This is a genomic window from Enterobacter sp. 61D5 (assembly GCF_034107965.1).
Lineage (GTDB): Bacteria > Pseudomonadota > Gammaproteobacteria > Enterobacterales > Enterobacteriaceae > Enterobacter > Enterobacter cloacae_M.
The window spans coordinates 408,105-420,309 of sequence record NZ_JAWNFK010000008.1 but is presented as its reverse complement, the minus strand read 5'-3'; the positions used below and the strand labels follow the sequence as shown (position 1 = coordinate 420,309).

Annotated in this window: 13 protein-coding genes; 9 read left to right on the top strand and 4 right to left on the bottom strand. The window is 55.2% G+C overall.

Features of this window, described 5'->3' with window-relative positions; genetic code table 11:
* The first annotated feature begins 17 nt into the window (after nucleotides 1-17).
* The 5 genes from eptA (at nucleotide 18) to rnt (ending at nucleotide 4,689) form a co-directional block, all read left to right on the top strand.
* Nucleotides 18-1,643 (top strand): phosphoethanolamine transferase EptA, encoded by a 1,626-nt coding sequence (gene eptA / locus UTM25_RS11045; RefSeq protein WP_194400982.1) that lies wholly within the window; start codon nucleotides 18-20, stop codon nucleotides 1,641-1,643.
* Between the two features lie 41 nt (nucleotides 1,644-1,684).
* On the top strand, nucleotides 1,685-2,284 hold the full coding sequence (locus UTM25_RS11040) for a TetR/AcrR family transcriptional regulator (RefSeq protein ID WP_047061657.1): 600 nt from the start codon (nucleotides 1,685-1,687) through the stop codon (nucleotides 2,282-2,284).
* Nucleotides 2,285-2,337: 53 nt separating this feature from the next.
* Nucleotides 2,338-3,435 (top strand): alkene reductase, encoded by a 1,098-nt coding sequence (locus tag UTM25_RS11035; protein WP_023311356.1) that lies wholly within the window; start codon nucleotides 2,338-2,340, stop codon nucleotides 3,433-3,435.
* Between the two features lie 100 nt (nucleotides 3,436-3,535).
* Complete coding sequence (gene gloA, locus UTM25_RS11030; RefSeq protein WP_013096923.1) at nucleotides 3,536-3,943, top strand: lactoylglutathione lyase; 408 nt, start codon at nucleotides 3,536-3,538, stop codon at nucleotides 3,941-3,943.
* A 95-nt stretch (nucleotides 3,944-4,038) separates the two neighbouring features.
* A complete protein-coding gene (rnt, locus tag UTM25_RS11025) occupies nucleotides 4,039-4,689 on the top strand; it encodes a ribonuclease T (protein WP_023311355.1) in 651 nt (216 codons plus the stop codon).
* 44 nt (nucleotides 4,690-4,733) lie between these two features.
* Here rnt and grxD read toward each other — a convergent pair whose 3' ends face one another.
* Nucleotides 4,734-5,081 carry a monothiol glutaredoxin 4 gene (gene grxD, locus UTM25_RS11020; protein WP_003832760.1) on the bottom strand — a complete coding sequence of 116 codons (348 nt, stop codon included), beginning with the start codon at nucleotides 5,079-5,081 and terminating at the stop codon, nucleotides 4,734-4,736.
* Nucleotides 5,082-5,418: 337 nt separating this feature from the next.
* Here grxD and UTM25_RS11015 point away from each other — a divergent pair, with 337 nt between their 5' ends.
* Both UTM25_RS11015 and sodB read left to right on the top strand, forming a co-directional pair.
* Nucleotides 5,419-6,192, top strand: a complete 774-nt coding sequence (locus UTM25_RS11015) for an NlpC/P60 family protein (RefSeq protein ID WP_194400984.1) — start codon at nucleotides 5,419-5,421, stop codon at nucleotides 6,190-6,192.
* A 122-nt stretch (nucleotides 6,193-6,314) separates the two neighbouring features.
* Nucleotides 6,315-6,896, top strand: a complete 582-nt coding sequence (gene sodB, locus UTM25_RS11010) for a superoxide dismutase [Fe] (protein ID WP_023311353.1) — start codon at nucleotides 6,315-6,317, stop codon at nucleotides 6,894-6,896.
* A gap of 38 nt (nucleotides 6,897-6,934) precedes the next feature.
* Here sodB and UTM25_RS11005 read toward each other — a convergent pair whose 3' ends face one another.
* Nucleotides 6,935-8,101, bottom strand: a complete 1,167-nt coding sequence (locus UTM25_RS11005; RefSeq protein WP_194400986.1) for an MFS transporter — start codon at nucleotides 8,099-8,101, stop codon at nucleotides 6,935-6,937.
* Between the two features lie 163 nt (nucleotides 8,102-8,264).
* A complete protein-coding gene (locus tag UTM25_RS11000) occupies nucleotides 8,265-8,354 on the bottom strand; it encodes a YnhF family membrane protein (RefSeq protein ID WP_008500596.1) in 90 nt (29 codons plus the stop codon).
* A gap of 297 nt (nucleotides 8,355-8,651) precedes the next feature.
* Between UTM25_RS11000 and purR the strand changes: the two genes are divergently transcribed.
* The gene (purR, locus tag UTM25_RS10995) at nucleotides 8,652-9,677 is read left to right on the top strand and encodes an HTH-type transcriptional repressor PurR (RefSeq protein ID WP_194400987.1); all 1,026 of its coding nucleotides are present in this window, start codon (nucleotides 8,652-8,654) and stop codon (nucleotides 9,675-9,677) included.
* Between the two features lie 17 nt (nucleotides 9,678-9,694).
* Here purR and punR read toward each other — a convergent pair whose 3' ends face one another.
* On the bottom strand, nucleotides 9,695-10,606 hold the full coding sequence (gene punR, locus UTM25_RS10990) for a DNA-binding transcriptional activator PunR (protein WP_194400989.1): 912 nt from the start codon (nucleotides 10,604-10,606) through the stop codon (nucleotides 9,695-9,697).
* 114 nt (nucleotides 10,607-10,720) lie between these two features.
* Between punR and punC the strand changes: the two genes are divergently transcribed.
* On the top strand, nucleotides 10,721-11,920 hold the full coding sequence (punC, locus tag UTM25_RS10985; RefSeq protein ID WP_194400991.1) for a purine nucleoside transporter PunC: 1,200 nt from the start codon (nucleotides 10,721-10,723) through the stop codon (nucleotides 11,918-11,920).
* Nucleotides 11,921-12,205 lie beyond the last annotated feature (285 nt).

Here is a 12,205-nt window from a genome sequence, read left to right as displayed (position 1 = left end):
AACGGGTTTACCGATCGATGTGGTTAATCAAAAAGTTACAATGTAACGACATTAAATTTACTCTGGGCTGTGCACTCTTTTTTACTCTGCTGAACGGACTGTTTATCCAGCGCAGCTGGGCCATTATCGGCCCAGTGCATCTGCACGACTTCCTCTTTGCCGCCTCCGTACCGCTGGTACTATTTTGCGGCTGGGTGATTGTCTTTAGCCTGCTTAACATTCCATATATCCGCAAGCCGCTGCTGATTGTACTGACGATCGGATGCGCCGCGGCAACCTACTTTATGTACACCTACGGCGCGGTGATCGATCAGAACATGATTGTGAACGTGTTCGAAACCAACTCTCAGGAAGCGACCGCCCTGGTGACCCCGCAGATGATTCTGTGGATTGTTATAGCCGGCATCGTTCCCTCCGTGGTGCTGGCGTTGACCCGGATTCGTACGGGAAAATGGTGGTACGCGCTGCTGACGCGCGTTGCCGCGATGCTCGGCGCTCTGCTGGTGATTATCCTGATTGCCGCGCTGTTTTATAAAGATTACGCATCGCTGTTCCGCAATAACAAAAGCATCGTCAAAATGGTCACCCCGGCGAACTATGTCAGCGCCGTGGTGAAGTACAGCAAAATGCGCTGGTTTGCCGGCGATCAAACGCTGGTGCGCATTGGTGAAGATGCCCATAAAGGGTCACTGATTACCGGTCAACAAAAGAAAACCGTTCTGGTGCTTGTCGTCGGCGAAGCCTCTCGCGCGGCAAACTACTCCCTTAACGGTTACGAACGCGAAACCAACCCGGAGCTGAAAAAGCAGGACGTGATTAACTTCCCGCAGGCCTCCTCGTGTGGTACCGAAACCGCAGTTTCCGTTCCCTGCATGTTCTCCGGTATGACGCGCAGCAAATACGATGCCGACCTGGCTCACCATCGCGAGGGACTGCTCGACGTGCTTAAGCATGCGGGTATCAACCTGCTGTGGCGCGACAACGACGGCGGCTGTAAAGGTGCCTGCGATCGCGTGCCACATACCGACATGACGCAGTGGCAGCTGGATCAGTTCTGCAAAGACAAATCCTGTATTGACGATGTGAACTTCTACCGTCTGGACAACGTGCTGGATGGCGTGAAGCAAGATACGGTGCTGGTTATCCACCTGATGGGGAGCCACGGTCCGGCATACTATCGCCGTTACCCGGACAACTTCCGTAAATTCACCCCAACCTGCGACACCAATGAAATTCAGGATTGCGATCATCAGGCGCTGATCAATACCTATGACAACACTATCCTCTATACCGACAGCATGGTCAGCAAAACCATTGATGCGCTGAAAGCGCGCCAGTCGAGCATGAACACCGCGCTGATTTATCTCTCAGATCACGGTGAATCGCTGGGCGAAAGCGGTATTTATCTGCACGGTACACCGTACATGCTGGCGCCGGAGCAGCAAACGCATATTCCGTTTATGTTCTGGCTGTCACCGGATTACGCGAAAAACTTTGGCATCAACGAACAGTGTTTGCGTGACCATGCAGCAAAAAATGCGGTTTCCCAGGACAATTTATTCTCAACCGTATTGGGTATGATGGACGTGAAATCAACGGTTTATCAACAACAGCTGGATATCCTGAGCGCATGTCGTCAGTAAACTTGCTTGCATTAGACCGAACGGTCTATTAGAGTGCGGCCATGAGCAGAAATACTGAACACGATACCCGCGAACATTTACTGGCGACCGGCGAGCAGCTTTGCATGCATCGCGGGTTCACCGGTATGGGGTTGAGCGAGCTTTTAAAAACCGCTGAGGTACCGAAGGGGTCGTTTTACCACTACTTTCGGTCCAAAGAGGCCTTCGGCGTGGCGATGCTGGAGCGTCATTATGCTGGCTACCACCAGCGTCTGGCGACCCACTTTGCGTCGGGTGAAGGTAACTACCGGGATCGTGTTCTGAACTACTATCAGGAAACGCTGAACCAGTTCTGTCAGCAGGGCATTATCAGCGGATGCCTGACCGTTAAGCTGTCTGCAGAAGTGTGCGATCTTTCTGAAGATATGCGCACGGCGATGGATAAAGGTGCCCGTGGCGTTATCGCCCTGCTGGCCCAGGCGCTGGAGAAAGGCCGCGATGAAAAAACGCTGGCCTTTTCCGGCGAACCGTTAACCCAGGCGCAGGTGTTATATGCGCTCTGGCTAGGCGCTAACCTGCAGGCAAAAATTTCGCGCAGTGCCGTGCCGCTGGAAAGCGCGCTGGCACATGTGAAAAACAGTATTACTGCGCCTGGCATTTAACAGGCGTTTTTATTTACCCAACTACTAGTCGACTGGTCTACTCAGGAGTCTTTATGTCAGCTGAAAAATTATTTACCCCACTGAAAGTGGGTGCCGTCACTGCGCCAAACCGCGTGTTTATGGCTCCGCTTACCCGTCTGCGCAGCATTGAGCCGGGCGACATCCCAACCCCACTGATGGGTGAATACTATCGTCAGCGCGCAAGCTCTGGCCTGATCATCACGGAAGCCACGCAGATTTCCGCTCAGGCTAAAGGCTATGCGGGTGCGCCAGGTCTTCACAGCCCGGAACAGATCGCCGCATGGCAGAAAATCACCGCGGGCGTTCACGCTGAAGAGGGTCGCATTGCGGTCCAGCTGTGGCATACCGGTCGTATCTCCCACAGCAGCATTCAGCCTGGCGGCCAGGCTCCGGTCTCCGCTTCGGCCCTGAGCGCAAATACCCGTACGTCCCTGCGTGATGAAAACGGCAATGCGATCCGCGTGGATACCTCTATGCCGCGCGCGCTTGAGCTGGACGAGATCCCGGGTATCGTGAACGACTTCCGCCAGGCCGTGGCCAACGCCCGTGAAGCCGGTTTTGACCTGATTGAGCTGCACTCCGCGCATGGCTACCTGCTGCACCAGTTCCTGTCACCGTCGTCTAACCACCGCACCGACCAGTACGGCGGCAGCGTCGAAAACCGCGCTCGACTGGTGCTGGAAGTGGTTGATGCCGTATGCCAGGAGTGGAGCCCGGATCGTATCGGGATCCGCGTCTCTCCAATCGGTTCTTTCCAGAACGTCGACAACGGTCCGAACGAAGAAGCCGATGCCCTGTACCTGATCGAAGAGCTGGCAAAACGCGGCATCGCCTATCTGCACATGTCCGAGCCGGACTGGGCTGGCGGTAAGCCTTACACGGACGCTTTCCGTCAGAAAGTGCGCGAGCGTTTCCACGGGGTGATCATCGGTGCGGGGGCTTATACCCCGGAGAAAGCCGAAGATTTGATCGGCAAAGGGCTGATCGATGCCGTCGCGTTTGGCCGCGACTACATCGCCAACCCGGATCTGGTTGCCCGTCTGCAGAAAAAAGCGGCCCTGAACCCGCAGCGCCCGGAAAGCTTCTACGGCGGCGGCGCGGAAGGCTACACCGACTACCCTTCTCTGTAATCTCGCCATTGTTCATTGATAGCGGCGATACTTCGCCGCTATACTAAAACATCGTTTCTGTTCAAAAAGACAGTCTATTCCATTGGTTAATGAGGAAATTATGCGCCTACTTCACACCATGCTGCGCGTTGGCGACCTGCAACGTTCCATTGATTTCTACACTAACGTCCTGGGCATGAAGCTGCTGCGCACCAGCGAAAACCCGGAATACAAATACTCGCTGGCGTTTGTGGGTTACGGCCCGGAAACGGATGAAGCGGTGATCGAGCTGACCTACAACTGGGGCGTAGACAGCTATGAGCTGGGCACCGCCTACGGCCACATCGCGCTGGAAGTGGACAACGCGGCCGAAGCGTGTGAGCGCATTCGCAGCAACGGCGGTAACGTTACGCGCGAAGCGGGCCCGGTAAAAGGTGGCACCACCGTGATTGCGTTCGTGGAAGACCCGGACGGTTACAAAATCGAGCTGATTGAAGCCAAAGACGCGGGTCGCGGTCTGGGCAACTGATCCCTCAGGGCGCAACATGCGCCCGTAGTTTTACTGCATCACCCTGCAAAATTTGCCATAATGCGCTCTGCTTTTTCCCCTTGTAAGAGACCCTGATGTCCGATAACGCTCAATTTAGCGGTCTGTGCGACCGTTTTCGTGGTTTTTATCCCGTTGTCATCGATGTAGAAACAGCCGGATTTAACGCTAAAACCGATGCGCTGCTCGAAATTGCCGCCATCACGCTGAAGATGGATGAACAGGGCTGGCTTACACCGGACACCACGCTGCATTTCCACGTTGAACCTTTCGAAGGGGCAAACCTACAGCCGGAAGCGCTGGCGTTTAACGGTATCGATCCGCATAACCCGCTGCGTGGTGCAGTCAGTGAATATGATGCGCTGCACGCCATTTTCAAAATGGTGCGTAAAGGCATGAAAGAGAGTAACTGCAGCCGCGCCATCATGGTGGCCCATAACGCCACCTTCGATCACAGCTTTACTATGGCCGCCGCCGAGCGCGCCGCGCTTAAACGCAACCCCTTCCATCCTTTTGTGACCTTCGACACCGCCGCACTGAGCGGCCTGGCCCTGGGACAAACGGTGTTATCAAAAGCCTGCATCACGGCGGGTATACCTTTTGACGGTACGCAGGCGCATTCCGCGTTATACGACACGGAGCGCACCGCAGAGCTGTTCTGTGAGATCGTCAACCGCTGGAAGCGTCTGGGCGGCTGGCCGCTGCCGATGGGCGACAGCGAAGAATAAAAAAAAGCGACCTTAGCAGGTCGCTTTTTTATTTGCGCAGAAAATTACTCTGCGTCCGGCTCTTCAGTTTTGTACTTCGCCGCCGTCTCTTTGATCAGCTGCTGCAGTTCGCCGCGCTGATACATTTCAATCAGGATATCGCAGCCGCCAACCAGCTCACCGTCAACCCACAGCTGTGGGAAAGTCGGCCAGTTAGCGTACTTAGGCAGCTCAGCGCGGATGTCCGGATTCTGCAGGATATCAACGTAAGCAAAACGCTCACCACAGGCTGACAGCGCCTGAACCGCTTGTGCGGAGAAGCCGCAGCTTGGCAGCTTCGGAGAACCTTTCATATACAGCAGAATCGGGTTTTCAGCGATCTGGCGCTGGATTTTTTCAATAGTGGTGCTCATGTCTTGCTTCCTTTAACTTCTGTTACGGCATTCGTCTGACATTGTAGCGGTTCAGACTGGCATCGGAAAATAACATTTTTGTCACGTTTATACATTCTACCCCGAGTCACGAAAAGTTGCATTGCAAATGGTGATTACCCCTGCGGGGTCAGGGTTTTGCTTAGGGAGTGGGCAAATGTGCGACAGAACGATGAATTTTTTTGCACTTGCTAACGAAACACGATTGTAGATTGAAAAATGCTATTAACTTTCTGGGTTTTTATAGATTAGAATCGACGGGCTTTGTAAATCACACGCGGGTATTATTGATGACCTGCATTTATCAGGGGACTGCCCAGTGGCGCGGATAAATAAAATCTCGATCACGCTCTGTGCTTTACTGTTTACTTCACTCACTTTCACGCCAGTGGCAAACGCCTCTCAGCAGGCGCGGCATTCTGCTGTACAAAAAAACCATCTGGTGAAAGCCACAGAACGTAAGAAAAAAATCACCGCTAAGAACGACAAGAAAAAAACACCGGCTCAGACAAAACAGACCGCTTCCAGCAAGACGAAAACAAAACCTTCCCGCACTGCCCACTCCGCTAAAAGTAAAGCTTCGCAAACCGCCGCTAACCTCGTTACTGAAAAATGCATCACGCGTAAAGGCCACAAGGCGAAATGCACGAAGGTCACGAAAATAGCGGAAGTGCATAAAGTGCGTGTACAGAAAGCGCAAAAAACCGCGATGAACAAACTGATGGGGCAGATTGGCAAACCTTATCACTGGGGTGGCAGTTCGCCGCGTACCGGGTTTGACTGCAGCGGCCTCGTCTATTACGCCTATAAAGATCTTGTCAAATTCCGCATTCCTCGTACCGCCAATGAGATGTACCACCTGCGCGATGCCTCACCGGTTGACCGCGGTGAGCTGGAAAACGGCGATCTGGTGTTCTTCCGCACCCAGGGTCGCGGCACGGCTGACCACGTTGGCGTGTATGTCGGCAATGGGAAATTCATCCAGTCTCCACGTAGCGGCCAGGATATTCAGATCACCTCTCTCAGTGAAGACTACTGGGTACGCCACTACGTCGGCGCGCGTCGCGTGATGACGCCGAAAACCATTCGCTAACCCCTGCCCTGCCACATCCGCGGCAGGGTAAGTTCCTCTTTTGCATACCCTTTCAATTTGCTATCCTGTCCATGTTGTCTGTGTGGTTATTGGCAACACAAAATACAATAAGGAGAGAAGCAATGTCGTTCGAATTACCTGCACTACCGTATGCAAAAGACGCCCTGGCACCGCACATTTCTGCGGAAACCCTGGAATATCACTACGGCAAGCATCACCAGACGTACGTCACTAACCTGAACAATCTGATCAAGGGCACCGATTTTGAAGGCAAAACGCTGGAAGAGATCGTCCGCAGCTCAGAGGGTGGCGTCTTTAACAACGCGGCTCAGGTGTGGAACCACACCTTCTACTGGCACTGCCTGGCGCCGAATGCCGGCGGTGAACCTGCCGGTGAACTGGCTACCGCTATCAACGCCGCATTTGGCAGCTTCGCGGATTTCAAAGCGAAATTTACCGATGCAGCCATCAAGAACTTCGGTTCTGGCTGGACGTGGCTGGTTAAAGAGGCTGATGGCAAACTGGCTATCGTGTCCACTTCTAACGCGGGCACCCCGCTGACCACCAGCGCTAAGCCGCTGATGACCGTGGACGTGTGGGAACACGCTTACTACATTGACTACCGCAACGCGCGCCCGAACTACCTGGAGCACTTCTGGGCACTGGTTAACTGGGACTTTGTCGCGAAGAACTTCGCAGCGTAAGAGACACGCAGAAGGGTTCGCCCTTCTGCGTTTTTGGTTTATTCCGCAGCGCAGGCTGCTTCAGGCTGTTTACGACCCGACATCATTACCAGCAGCAGGCCGAGCGCAGCAATAATCGCCCCCATCACCGGCACAAAGCTGTATCCCAGACCACCTGAAATCACGGCACCACCGGCCGCGGCGCCCAGGGCATTACCCAGGTTAAACGCACCGATATTCACGGAAGATGAAAGTCCCGGCGCCTCATGCGCGACACGCATTACGCGCATCTGCAGCGGCGGCACCACGGCGAAAGTGGCGGCTCCCCAGACGACCATCGCAATCGCGGCCCCGAACTCATTACGTGCCAGCCACGGAATGGCAACCATGATGACAATCAGCAGGGTTAAGAAGCCCTTAAGCGTCCCGCTCACGGAACGGTCGGCAAATTTCCCGCCGAGATAGTTGCCGATCGAGAAGCCCACGCCAATCAGCACCAGCATCGCGGTAACGAAGAGAGGCGTTGCGTGGGTGATGTCATGCAATACCGGTGAAATATAGGTGTAGAGGGTAAACATCGCCCCTGCCCCCAGCACGGTGGTGAGCAGCGCGGAGAGCACCTGCGGGCGCATCAATACCGACAGCTCTTTACGCACTTCCGGACGTTCTCCGGCGCTGCCTTTCGGCAGGGAGAAGAACAGCGCCACCATCGCAATCACGCCCAGCCCGGCAGTCGCCAGGAAAGACATACGCCAGCCGATCGCTTCCCCCAGCCAGGTTGCCGCAGGCACCCCGCCGATGTTGGCAATCGTTAGCCCCATGAACATGGTTGCCACGGCGCTCGCCTGCTTGTGTTTTGGCACCACGCTGGCAGCAACGACCGATCCCAGCCCAAAGAACGCGCCGTGGTTAAGGCTGGTCAGAATGCGCGACAGCATCAATGTGGTGTAGTCCGGCGAAATGGCCGAAAGCACGTTGCCCAGGGTGAAAATCGCCATCAGGAAAATCAGCGCATTGCGTCGCGCGCGGTGCGAAAGCAGAAGCGTCATCAGCGGCGCCCCGACCATCACGCCGATAGCGTAGGCGCTAATTAACATCCCTGCCGCAGGGATAGAGACATCTACGCCCCGGGCAATAACAGGCAGTAACCCCATCGGGGAGAATTCAGTGGTGCCAATCCCAAAAGCGCCAATCGCCAGGGCCAGCAGGGGAAAATTGATTTTCATGCGTCAACTCCGGATGCCGTGTCATGTGATGACACAGAACAAAGAAGCGGAAAGCATGACATCAATCACAAAAAATGAGAAGTTAACAAAATGGCAAAAGATTTTTGCCAGAGAAGTAACAATCCGGGGAGTCGGGAGGGAGAAGGCTCTCCCTCCGCGTAAATCAGTGCAGCGCAGCCGTCAGACCGGCCGCAACAATCAGAGCCAGCACAACAACGGTGGTGAACAGCGAAAACTTAAGATCGGAACTCATCAATTTTTCTCCTTTTAATCCCCACACGAAAAGTGAGCTTGCTCATTTTTGCACAGATTACGTCAAAAATCTTCCTGGATTTATACTGATAACCACTTTACCTCTTCCCCTTTTCATCAAGATAGGACAAAATTCCACGCTAAATTTATTAGCGTACCGGCCATTGACCCCCTCCTGACGTCCCGTGTCGTTTTCCCGGCGTGCCGCAATTCAACATTGCGAGATAAGGGTGAGAGAAGGCAAACGTTTACCTTCAAGTTTTTCAGGAGCTTAGGATATGGTCTGGAGTGACATTTAATGGCAACAATTAAAGACGTAGCAAAACGCGCAAACGTTTCCACCACAACCGTATCACATGTAATTAACAAAACCCGCTTTGTGGCGGAAGAGACGCGCAACGCCGTCTGGGCAGCGATCAAAGAGCTGCACTATTCGCCTAGTGCGGTTGCACGTAGCCTCAAGGTTAATCACACCAAGTCCATTGGATTGCTGGCGACCAGCAGTGAAGCGGCCTATTTTGCCGAGATCATTGAAGCGGTCGAAAAGAACTGCTTCCAGAAAGGCTATACCCTGATTCTGGGCAACGCGTGGAACAGCATTGAAAAACAGCGTGCCTACCTGTCGATGATGGCGCAAAAGCGCGTTGATGGCCTGCTGGTGATGTGTTCCGAGTATCCGGAGTCCGTGCTGTCGATGCTGGAAGAGTATCGCCATATTCCTATGGTGGTGATGGACTGGGGCGAAGCGCGCGCGGATTTCACCGATTCCGTTATCGATAACGCCTTTGAGGGCGGCTATATGGCCGGTCGTTATTTGATCGAACGCGGTCACCGCGAGATTGGCGTGATCCCCGGTCCGCTGGAGCGCAACACCGGCGCGGGCCGTCTGGCCGGTTTTATGAAAGCGATGGAAGAAGCGTTGATCAACGTGCCGGAAAACTGGATTGTGCAGGGCGACTTTGAGCCGGAATCGGGCTACCGCGCGATGCAGCAGATCGTCTCCCAGCCGCACCGTCCGACCGCCGTGTTCTGCGGAGGCGACATCATGGCCATGGGCGCGCTCTGCGCCGCCGACGAGCTGGGCCTGCGCGTACCGCAGGATATTTCCGTGATCGGGTATGACAACGTGCGTAACGCGCGTTTCTTCACGCCAGCGTTGACGACCATTCACCAGCCGAAAGATTCGCTGGGGGAAACGGCCTTCAATATGCTGTTGGACAGAATCGTCAACAAACGCGAAGAGTCGCAGTCCATTGAAGTTCACCCGCGCCTGATTGAACGCCGTTCCGTTGCGGATGGTCCGTTCCGCGACTACCGTCGTTAATCCCTTTACGGGGCCAGCTATGCTGGCTCCCGTAACCATTCCCGGTTTAGCGTTTCGCTGTCCCCCAGATAATCAAGCAGCCAGGCCATCGCGGGCGAGACATCATTTTGCTGCCAGGTCAGGCAGCAGGCCGCGTCCGGGAACGGATTCTCCAGCGTCAGCTCAACCCACTCTCCGGTATCGATGCGCGGACGCGCGAAATGAACGGGCACCATCGCGACGCACAGTCCGGCGCTGAGGCACGTCGCCGACGATTCCCAGTCAGGGGCAACCACCCGCCGCTGGTTGTCGAGAAGCCAGGTGATTCGCTTGGGCAATGAACGAGACGTATCCTCCAGCACCAGCGACGGCCAGTTGCGCAGCGTATCATCGCTCAGCGGCCCTTCCATCGCCGCCAGCGGATGATCGCTTGCCACCACGCATTTCCAGCTCAGCATCCCCATATCACGAAAGGCGTAACGCCCCCCGACCGGGATCGCCTGCGTAGCCCCAATCGCCATCTCTGCCCTGCCGTCCGCCAGCGCATCCCAGACGCCGTTAAACACCTCCTGCGAGACCCGCAGCTCGACGTCAGAAAAATGACGGTAGAAATCGACGATCATCTGCCGGGTGCGTTCCGGCTTAACGATGTTGTCCACCGCGATGGAAAGATGTCCCCGCCAGCCGTTAGCGATCTGCTGACACTGTTCGCGGGTGATCTGCATTTTTTTGATAACAGAACGCCCTTCCTTCAAAAACCACACGCCTGCGGGCGTTAATTCCACATCACGATGCCGCCGTTCAAACAGCGGAACCGCCAGCCACTCCTCCAGCTGGCGCACCGTGTAGCTGATTGCCGAAGGGACGCGGTGCAGCTCCTGCGCCGCACCGCTAAAGCTGCCGTTACGCGCTACAGCATCGACTACTTCAAGAGAATAATCTGACCACATTTTCTGCCTGCAAAATTTTTGAATGCGCCCGCCAAATATTAGCGTTTCACAAGCGGCTTTGCACTCCCTACACTCAGCGCCAATGTATACCTGCCTCCTCAGGAGAATAAAATAATGCAACCCAGGAACGGTTTTTTAGTCTGGCTCGGCGGCTTGAGCGTGCTGGGCTTTTTGGCCACCGATATGTACCTGCCGGCGTTTGCCGCCATGCAGGAAGATTTACAAACGCCTGCCGCCGCCATCAGCGCCAGCCTGAGTTTATTCCTCGCCGGCTTTGCCTTCGCTCAGCTGCTCTGGGGACCGCTCTCGGATCGCTTTGGTCGTAAACCGGTACTATTGCTGGGCCTGGCCATTTTTGCGGTGGGCTGCCTGGGAATGTTATGGGTACGCGATGCCACCTGGCTGCTGGTGCTGCGGTTTATTCAGGCCTTGGGCGTCTGTGCCGCGGCCGTGACCTGGCAGGCGCTGGTCACCGACTATTACCCGGCTAACCGCACAAACCGTATTTTCGCCACCATTATGCCGCTGGTGGGTCTCTCACCTGCCCTCGCTCCCCTGCTGGGCAGTTGGATCCTCGCGCATTTCGACTGGCAGGCCATTTTCGCCACGCTGTTTGCCATTACCCTGGTCCTGATGCTGCCGGCGTTCGCCCTCAAGCCTGCGCATAAAAAAGAAGCGCATGCAGACGCGAAGCCGATTACCTTCACGTCTCTGCTCAGCGCCAAAGCGTATCGCGGGAATGTCCTGATCTATGCCGCCTGCTCGGCAAGCTTCTTCGCGTGGCTCACCGGCTCGCCGTTTATTCTGCACGATATGGGCTACAGCCCGGCAGCCATCGGCCTGAGCTATGTTCCGCAGACCATCGCGTTCCTGGTGGGCGGGTACGGCTGTCGCGCGGCGCTGCAAAAATGGGAAGGTCAGCTGATGCTGCCGTGGCTGCTGGTGCTGTATGCGCTGAGCGTTATCGGGACCTGGGCCGTTGGCTTTATTCCTGGCGCCGGTCTGGCCGAAATTTTGATCCCATTCTGCGTGATGGCCGTCGCGAACGGGGCGATTTACCCTATCGTTGTAGCCCAGGCGCTGCGTCCCTTCCCGCAGGCGACAGGCCGCGCCGCCGCGCTGCAGAACACCCTGCAGCTGGGGCTGTGCTTCCTGGCAAGCCTGGTGGTATCGGCGCTGATTGCCACGCCGCTCCTGACCACCACCAGCGTGATGCTGGTGACCGTTGCGCTGGCGGTGTTGGGCTATCGCATGCAGGCCTCCGCGCAGCGTGAGCAGGAAAAGAGTGCTCAGGTTGAAACGTCACATGCCTGATTGCGCCAGAAATCATGTTAATTTTCAGTGATTAGGTTGCTAAGAATTTTCTATTGAATCACCAAATTTTGAGGCCTATACTAAATTTGGTTCGATTAAATACGATAAATATTAAGTGTTAACGGGAGCCGGAGTGCTCCCGTTTTACCATGGAAGGCATTTCGGCAAGGGTTATCTCCCTTCCTCTGTTCTACGTCGGATATTAGCCTCGCGGTATTTACCGTGAGATTTCTCACAAACCAAAAAAAGCGTCTACGCTGTTTTAAGGTTCTGATCACAGTAGGG

Excerpts from the sequence above, each read along its gene's own strand:
- eptA (WP_194400982.1), top strand. The coding sequence starts at position 18 with ATGTGGTTAATCAAAAAGTTACAATGTAACGACATTAAATTTACTCTG.
- UTM25_RS11040 (WP_047061657.1), top strand. The coding sequence starts at position 1,685 with ATGAGCAGAAATACTGAACACGATACCCGCGAACATTTACTGGCGACC.
- UTM25_RS11035 (WP_023311356.1), top strand. The coding sequence starts at position 2,338 with ATGTCAGCTGAAAAATTATTTACCCCACTGAAAGTGGGTGCCGTCACT.
- gloA (WP_013096923.1), top strand. The coding sequence starts at position 3,536 with ATGCGCCTACTTCACACCATGCTGCGCGTTGGCGACCTGCAACGTTCC.
- rnt (WP_023311355.1), top strand. The coding sequence starts at position 4,039 with ATGTCCGATAACGCTCAATTTAGCGGTCTGTGCGACCGTTTTCGTGGT.
- grxD (WP_003832760.1), bottom strand. The coding sequence starts at position 5,081 with ATGAGCACCACTATTGAAAAAATCCAGCGCCAGATCGCTGAAAACCCG.
- sodB (WP_023311353.1), top strand. The coding sequence starts at position 6,315 with ATGTCGTTCGAATTACCTGCACTACCGTATGCAAAAGACGCCCTGGCA.
- UTM25_RS11005 (WP_194400986.1), bottom strand. The coding sequence starts at position 8,101 with ATGAAAATCAATTTTCCCCTGCTGGCCCTGGCGATTGGCGCTTTTGGG.
- UTM25_RS11000 (WP_008500596.1), bottom strand. The coding sequence starts at position 8,354 with ATGAGTTCCGATCTTAAGTTTTCGCTGTTCACCACCGTTGTTGTGCTG.
- purR (WP_194400987.1), top strand. The coding sequence starts at position 8,652 with ATGGCAACAATTAAAGACGTAGCAAAACGCGCAAACGTTTCCACCACA.
- punR (WP_194400989.1), bottom strand. The coding sequence starts at position 10,606 with ATGTGGTCAGATTATTCTCTTGAAGTAGTCGATGCTGTAGCGCGTAAC.
- punC (WP_194400991.1), top strand. The coding sequence starts at position 10,721 with ATGCAACCCAGGAACGGTTTTTTAGTCTGGCTCGGCGGCTTGAGCGTG.